This window comes from Pseudomonas sp. 05N434 (assembly GCF_056396965.1).
This window is the reverse complement of the sequence record NZ_JBFTMK010000227.1, coordinates 1-7456: the sequence shown is the minus strand read 5'-3', so window position 1 is coordinate 7456 and position 7456 is coordinate 1. Positions and strand designations below refer to the sequence as shown.

Below are 7456 nucleotides of genomic sequence, written 5' to 3'. Positions count from 1 at the left end.
GAGGAAAGGTCCGAGGCACCAAGGTTGAGCTCCTTGTTGAGCACTTGCCAGTTACCCCCACTAGCTTTGTATTTGGCAACCACGGTATCCATCTCTGATGGCAATCCTACAAATTTTCTAGGAGGGAATGTTGGATAACTAGAGCGTTCAATCCATTCGTCAATAACGACAAAGGAGCCTCCCTGCTGCTTGAAGGCTTCTTCGTGCATATTTACATAATGCTCCGGTAGATATTCACGTGTGTCAGCAGGCCTATTTCCTTTTTCAAGGTTAATCACTTCATCGTACTTAGCCTGGGACATGGGAATATTGTCGGGTTTCGTTGCATTTGCCGAATTATTGGGCAGCTTGCAATCAGGACCAGGACACGTTGAACTCAGCCCCAACGGATCCACCCATCCCGTAGGGTTAGGCACGTACTGGTAGTTGTTCAACCCACCCGCAAGCTTGATCGGATCCGGCGTCAGATACCGTCCAGTTCCCGGATTGTAGTAGCGATGCCGGTTGTAATGTAAGCCCGTTTCGGCGTCGAAGTACTGACCCTGGAAGCGCAGCGGGTTGTCGATTTCAGCGACATCCAGCGTAGCGAGGTTGCCGTAGGCCCGGTATTTAGCCGACCACATGATCTCTCCGCTGTAGTCGGTGAGTTCTTGTGGCGTGCCGAGATGATCGAGTTGGTAATAGAAAGGTGTAGCGCTCAGCGGGCCTTCGCCATCAAGCATCGCCAAAGGGCGGAAGCTGCCGGGTTCATAAATGTAAGTGCGATAGCGGTTGTCGGCGCTTTCAGCGATGAGGCGTTCGCCTTGCCACAGGAATTCTGTGGTTTGGCCGTCTACGGTTTTGGCGATGCGTCGGCCGAAGGCGTCGTATTTGTAGCTCGCGGTGCTGCCACCCGGCAGGCTGACGCCGATTAAACGGTGCTGGCAGTCGTAACGATATTCGGTGACGAGTTTCTGCCCGGTGCCGCGACGTTCGCGGATCAGATTGCCGTGGGCGTCGTAGTCATAGTGGCGGTCGCCCTGCATGAGCAGGCGGTTGCCTTTGACGTTGGCAAGATTCGCGGCCGGCTGGTCGCCTTGGCCCAGGAGGTTGCCCGCCGGGTCGTGGGCGAAGCTTTCAGGCGTAGCTCCGCGCACACTGATCAGGCGATCGAGCGGATCGTAATGGTAGCTGCGGTTGCCTTTTCGGCTGTCGTCGATACCCGCAAGATTGCCGTTTGCGTCGTAGGCGTAGCGACGACGAAACAGGTTACGGTCCTGCTGGCTGACGGTGTGGGCTTGCAGGCGACCTTGTTCGTCGTACTGGTATTGGCTGAGCAGCAGGCCTTGTTGGCGCCGTTGTTCGCGACCGGCGCTGAACTGGTGCGTGGTCAGGCGCGAGCCGTTGAGGTCGATGCTGCTCAGGCGTCCACCGGGTTGGTGGCGGTAGTCGAGTGTGCTGCCGTCGGGGAGGCGGCAGCGGTTCAGTTGGCCGAGTTTGTCGTATTCGTAACGCGTGGTGCCCCAGCCCTGATGTTCGGTGATCAAGCGGTCTTGCAGGTCATATTCGTAGGCGAGGGGCCAATGACCGTCGTCGACGTTGACCAAACGGCCGAATGCATCATAGCTGTAGTGAATTTCCTCGCCATCGGCCAGGGTTTTCACCAGCAACCGGCCAGCGGCGTCGCGTTGGTACTCTGTGACCAACTCGCTGGCGTCGTCGCCGAATTCGGTTTTCTTCAGTAGTTGGCCGTTGAGGTCGTACTCGTAGGCGGTACGACGCCCATCGAAGCCTGTTTCCTGCTGGATCAGACCATTGGCGTAGTAGTCGAGGTGATAGTGCTCGCCACGTTCGTTTTCGATCTCGCTGAGCAGCAGGCGCGGGTTGTCGTAGCGATAGCGCAACTGGCTGCCGTCCGGATTGATGCGACGACTGACCAAGTGCAGGTTATCGGCGTATTCGTAGCGGGTGACGCGGCCCAGTTCGTCGCGTTCGGCAGTGACTTTGCCGTAGGCGTTGTAGGTGAATGCGCGCGTAGCGCCGCCTGGCAAAGTGATTTGCGCGAGGCGGTTAGCAGCGTCCCATTGGTAGTGGGTGATTGCGCCGCTTTCGTCCTGACGGGTGATCTGCCGGCCCAAGGCGTCGTAGCGATATTTGCGCTGGCCGCCGTCCGGTAACTGTTCTTCGAGCAGTTGGCCGAGGTTGTTCCAGCCCAGTTGATGACGACTGCCGTCGGGGTGACGGATTTCCAGCAGACGGCCTTGGCGGTTGTAACTGTAGTGGGTCGAATTGCCGTCCGGGTCGACTTGTTCGGTGATGTCGCCCTGATCGTTGCGCCAGTATGTCCACTTTGCTGGGCCACGGTTCACCACACGGACGTAGCCGTGGTAGTACTCGTAAGTGGTGGGGGCGTCTTCTGGCGGAATCACCGCAACCAGTCGACCGGCTTCGTTGTACTGGTATTCGGTGACCGCGCCGAGGGGGTCTTTTTCGGCGATCAGGCGGCCCTTGTCATCGTAGGCCTTCAGGTGTTCGGCACCATCCGGGTCGACTTTGGCGACCAGTCGAGCCTGATCGTCGTGGGTGTAGACTTCTTCGCTGCCGTCAGCGTTGGTAACGGTGACGCTGCCCTTGTCATCCCAAGCGTAGTGCGCGTCCATCTGGGAGAAGCTTGCCCAGTGGTGGATGCAGCGGGCTGACTTGCCTTCTTTTTCCCATTCCCAGTAGAAACTGGCACCTCCGGCCAGTTGCCGCTCGAGAATGACGTTCTGGTCGTTATAGGCATAACGCTCGGCTTCACCGGCGGCGTTTTTGGCTTCGATCAGGCGGTACTGGGCGTCGTAGCCATAGGTGACCAGGGTCTGGACAGTGCTCCAGGCATCTTCCAGGTTATCCGCCGGGCTAAACTGCTGGTAGTCGATGGCGACGATGTGTTTGCGGTCGTAACGCACGAGGAGGGCGCGACCGGCGCCGTTATCGACACGTTTGATTCGTCCGTGAATGTCACGGGTGATGTGCAGGCGGTTGTCGTAGTTGTCGCTGATGGCGATCAGCGTCGCGCCTTTGCTGTTGTAGCGGAAGTGGTAGAACTGGGTGCGTTCGCCGGCTTGGGTGAGGATCAATTCGGACGGATCGTCGCCAAGGAAAATTGCCGCTTCCGACAGGCTGTTGGTGATCGCCGGGCGCTGCACGCTGGGCAACGGGAAGGTGGTGACGCGGTTTTCGTGGTCGGTCCAGACCACCTCATCGTCGTTGATGTCGACGCGTTGCGCCAGGGCATGGCTCCAGCCGTAACCGAGGCCACAGTCGATTTCTGCGGCGCTGGTGCGATAGAGGCGCGTCCAGCTGAAGGGCAGCAGGCCACCGAGTTCACCGTCGGTCAGCGTCAGCAGCTCTTCGCCAGTGACCATCGATACGGGGCAACCATTGGTGCAGGTTTTCTTGGCGCAGGCAGCGCTTTTATCGTCAGGTGTTTTCGACTGAGTAGAAGCGTCGTCGACCTTTTCCTTGGGCTCCAGCTTGGTTTGTTTTTCGGTTTTCTTACGCGGAAACGAAGAGGCATCCTTCACCTCCTGCTTCGGTGTATCCGTGGTTTTCGGCACCTGACTCTTCGAGCCGTTGGCCGCCGCTTCGTCGATCTTTATCGCTGCCGTTTTTGTCGGTTTCATCGGCACGTTCTTGGCGCTGGCGATCACTGGTTTCGACACCTCGGCATGCGCCGGCAAGCTGTGCTCGCCACTCAACTTCATCAATGTCGCGGCCAGTTCTTCGAGGTATCTGACGGCCTCACCGGACTTGACGGTGGACAGGACCTTGGTCCCGACGCGCACCGCGATACCGGCACCGCCAGTTAGGCAGATACCCACCAGCACGTTGATCAGGAACTCGGACGCCATAGCGGTCACCACGTCGACAACCACTTGGGGCGGCAGCATGCCGACCCACGCCACAATCGCCGCGACGTAGATGAACATCAGCGGTTCGTCGCTGAGGATCAACAGCCCCGAGGCAATCGATTCCTTGGACGCGGCATAGAGTTTGTCGATCTCGATGTCCGACAGATATTTGCGCAGTTTTTTGAGGTTTTCCTTTGGGTGCGCGAGCAATTCGAACAGGCTCTTGATGTCGTCCCACAGCCGGAGCAGGGCTTTCTCCAGGCCATCCATCGCGCGTTTGAGCAGAATGACCRAGCGGCCCATGCGGTCAGCTGCCGAGTAGCTGGCCCACTGTGGCTGGAACTTGCCCGACCATTCGCTTTGCAGCCAGCCGTTGAGTTTGCCGATCACGCCCTGATAAGAGTCGTAGAGAGCTTTGACATTGCTTTGGGATACGTTCGGGAAAAAGGTAATGCGGTACATCTGGCCCTTTTTGCAGCCGTCGATCACTTTGATGCCGCTCGGGCCGATCGTTGTTTCAATAACGGGACCGGTGACGTCGTCGTAGAAAGTGCCTTTGGTGACGGGTTCCAGTTTCACTGGCGTGTTGCCGATCGGTACGAAGCGCGCCGACTCGAACATGTGGATCAGCGTGAAGTCGCCCGCCAGGGGGCAAGTCGCGTAGGTCTCGACCTTACCGGTTTTGGTCTTGCGTTTGGTCACGCTGACTTCATTGCCGACTTTGAAAGTCTGGTCGACATCCAGTGCCCAGCCGGTCAGGAAGCCGTCCGCCCAGTCTTTGTAGTCGCTCAGGCAATTCTTGAAGTCTTTGAGAATCAGGTTCACGTCAGGGGTTTTGGCGTCCAGCACGCGCAGGACCAAGGTACCAATCGGGGTATTCATGACGTGACTTCCTTTGTCAGCTGAGCAGCAAGACGCTCTGCCAAATCTTCTGTATTGGATTGTTGGCGAACGAAGCGTTCGACCTTGTGGCGCAAGTTACTTTCGGGGAAGGCGAAGAACAGTTCCGGGCAGTCCTCTCCCAGCCACTGCATCAGGTTGTCGACGACGGTGGTGTGGTCTTTTTCCGCCAAGCTTTCGAGCAACTTCTGCGGCACTTCCCACCACGGCCATTCCTTAGCTGGCGGAACGGCCCTCGACCCCACTTCCAGGCTCTGGCCATTGATCAGATACCGATCAAACACCGGCAATATCTCACCCGCGCCTGCACCCAGCCCTTCAAGAGTCGGGTAGATATGCCGCCCATCCCAGAAACGGAAAAACACTTCGGTCCCATCGGGCATGCGCACCTGAGTCAGGCTGCGAAGGTGTTCGAACACCATGTTCGGCTCACTGGTGGATACCGCCAACCAACCCCAGTCCTGAGCATCGGTTTCGGCAATCCATCGCAGAAAGCCGGCATTGGGTTTCACCTCGGCAAGGTAGGGCATGACGGGCTGCCAATCGGCATAAGGCGTGCCGCTCCAGATCGGGATCAGTTCCGGCGCCATTTGTTGCTGGTAGAAGGCCTTCAGTGGCTCGGCATCACTGGCCGCACTAACAATCAAGTACAACCGCTCACCCGTCTGCAACGGCCGTTCAGCCAGCCACGCCTGTGGAGTCATCAGATCAGATCGCACAAGCACCTGCCTTGCACTTCTCGCACTCTTCACAGAACGGCGCGTTGCGTTTCAGGGTGTTGATCTGCGCCGGCGTCAGTACCGCGCCAGCCTTGTCGGCATCAGCCTGTTTCAGCGCGCCGGGCATCAGCGGTGCCGCCCCGGTTCCGCTGCCGGGGCTGCCGCCGGAGTTCATGTTGATCACCGGTCCGCTCAGCGTCACGCCGCTGGCGTCGATCTTGATGAAGCTGCCGCCGCCCTTGAGGGTGAGTTCGCTGCCGGCTTCGAGCACGACTTTCATGCCGCTGCTCAGGTGGATTTCCTGGCCGGCTTCGATGAATTGGCCGGTGCCGACCTTGATGTGCTGGTTGACGCCCACGGTGAGGTGGTCGTTGGCGCGGGCTTCGACTTTGCGATCGGCATAGACGGTGTGGTGTTCTTCGGCCTTGAATTCGCTGTAGCTGTTTTGCTCAACGGTGTCGTGGCGTTCGTTGCCGACGCGGATTTTCTGGTCGTGCTCGACGTTTTCGTCCCAGTCGCGCTGGGCGTGCAGGAAGATCTGCTCCTGGCCCTTTTTGTCTTCGATACGCAGCTCGTTAAATCCGCCGCCGCCCGGAGAGCTCAGGGTTTTGAAGGTGCTGCGGGTCTTGTTCGCCGGCAGGGCGTACGGGACGACGTTTTCCTTGTGGTACAGGCAGCCGCTGATTAGCGGTTGGTCGGGGTCACCTTCGAGGAAGCTGACCAGCACTTCCATGCCGATGCGTGGAATGGCGATGCCGCCGTAATGGGCGCCGGCCCAGGCGGAGGAGACGCGCAGCCAGCAGCTGGTCTTGTCGTCGGCCTGACCTTCGCGGTCCCAATGGAATTGCACTTTGACGCGGCCGTATTGGTCGCAGTGGATCTCTTCACCCTTGGGGCCGGTAACTACGGCGCTCTGGCTGCCGAGGATCCGTGGCTTGGGGTGGTTCAGCGGCGGGCGGTTCGGCACGTCCCAGGGGGTGGCCTGGAAGCGGTTGCGGTAGCCCTGGTGGAAATCGTCTTTCAGATTGGTGGTGTTGCTGGTCACCGACTCTTCCAGCACTTGCGGCTGTTTGCCTTCGTGGAGGATTTCGGTGAGCAGCCACAGGTCGTTCCACTTGGCTTTCGGGTGTTGGGTCAGGGCCAGGAAGTGGCCGCTGACCAGCAACGGCTGATCGCTGCGGCCTTCGGCCAACTGGAAGTCGCTGCGGTGACGCTCGAGGGCGCGTTTGGCCAGGTGCTTGCCGCGTTCGCGGTCGATGAAGCGGCCGGGGTAGTCGTAGTCTTCGAGGTCGGGCAGGGCGTCGCCACGGTTCTCGCTTTCCAGTTTCAGGCGCGGTTTTTCGAAGTCGTAATCGCGGCGGGTGGTGCGGCTGGTGCGGGTTTCCAGGCGCAGGTCGAAGCGCTTGATTACCGGGTCGTTGGCGACCATGCCGGAGTCTTGCTGGTAGGCCACGGGCGCGAGTTTCGGGAACACCGTCTGGTCATCGCCGAACACCAGCTTGTGGGCCGTGGCGCTGTGCTGGAAGTGGTAATGGATACCTTCTTCCTCGCACAGGCGCTGGATGAACTGCAGGTCCGATTCATCGTATTGAACGCAGTAAATGCGCTCGGGATAAATCGCCCCGACTTTGAATTCGTAGGCATTGCCTTGGATGCCGTGTTCTTCGAGGACCATGCCGATGATTTTCGGCACGGTGAGGTTCTGGAAGATGCGTTGGTTGATGCGGTGCGCCAGGTAGGACAGCTGCGGGCGCAGGGTCACAGCGTAGCGGGTCAGGCGTTTGCCCGAATCGCCCTGGGCGGCGCGGTAGATCTGGCCATGAATGCCGCTGCCGTCAGGCGAGAGCTGCAAGAAGGCCGGTTTGTGCAATAGCGTTTCGAGGTCCAGGGACGGCTGCTCGCTGACCAGCTCCACCTCAAACACAAAAGGCTGGCTGATGGCTTCCCGACCTTGCAGGGCAA

3 protein-coding genes are annotated in these 7456 nt (G+C 59.2%); all 3 read right to left on the bottom strand.

The features are described 5' to 3' along the window. A partial coding sequence (locus AC1DLB_RS15730) for an RHS repeat-associated core domain-containing protein (protein ID WP_477785248.1) occupies positions 1–4757 on the bottom strand: 4757 nt, incomplete at its 3' end. Next, the gene (locus AC1DLB_RS15725; RefSeq protein ID WP_477743679.1) at positions 4754–5494 is read right to left on the bottom strand and encodes a DUF4123 domain-containing protein; all 741 of its coding nucleotides are present in this window, start codon (positions 5492–5494) and stop codon (positions 4754–4756) included. The genes AC1DLB_RS15730 and AC1DLB_RS15725, both read right to left, overlap by 4 nt. Further along, on the bottom strand, positions 5484–7456 hold a 1973-nt coding region (locus AC1DLB_RS15720), incomplete at its 5' end, for a type VI secretion system Vgr family protein (RefSeq protein ID WP_477785247.1). The genes AC1DLB_RS15720 and AC1DLB_RS15725, both read right to left, overlap by 11 nt.